At 45.2% G+C, this 702-nt stretch carries 1 protein-coding gene; it reads right to left on the bottom strand.

Annotation, left to right across the window (positions count from 1 at the left end; translation table 11 throughout):
• A partial coding sequence (locus tag A3766_RS31940) for an acyl-CoA dehydrogenase family protein (protein ID WP_231882863.1) occupies positions 1-685 on the bottom strand: 685 nt, incomplete at its 3' end.
• Between the last annotated feature and the right edge of the window lie 17 nt (positions 686-702).

Below are 702 nucleotides of genomic sequence, written 5' to 3'. Positions count from 1 at the left end.
CCATGAGAGCTTTAGAAAGAATCTCAGGACGTGTAATCAAACTACCTGCTGCGGCTAAAGAGCCACGAGACAGTTCTTCAGTTACAACGATCATGCCCATGTTATCTTCACGGTCGTCTGGCTGTAAGCCGTCGTAGCGCTCTGGAATAGACAAACCGAAACAGCCCATTTCAACCAATGGCTTTAGAATTTCATCAGGAACCATCAAATCTTCGCGATGAATATGCTCTGCTTTTGGCATGACAACGTCTGTTGCAAAGCGCTGGAATGATTCACGCATGATTTCTTTATCTTCATCAAGTAAAGGATCAGTTGTGCAGCCATCTTGACCTAGCATGATTTTACCAAGCTCAACAAGTTTAGCAGTTTGCAGGTAGGTGTCGCAGAAATCCACAACAGCATCGTTGTCAAAGCTTTCAGCAAACTGTTCTTTAGACAAACCAAACTCTCTGGGTTTGGTGGCTAGACGAGCTTTAGTGCTTTGTACGGCTTCAGCACAGAACATCAATGCAATCGTTTCTTCGAGGTAGAGTTCTTCTTGTTCGCCTTTAGAGGCTCTGATTTTTTCAGCGTAATCACAGATTGAGCTAGCGGCTGCAATTTCAGCAGAAGCGTAGGCGAGGTCATAGGATACAACCTGGTATTCGTCTAATTTATGCCCGGAAAGGCGGCCCGTTTCGTTCAAGCACAGGTGCTTGATAT

The organism is Oleiphilus sp. HI0132, assembly GCF_001635845.1.
This window is presented reverse-complemented; position numbering and strand designations above follow the sequence as displayed.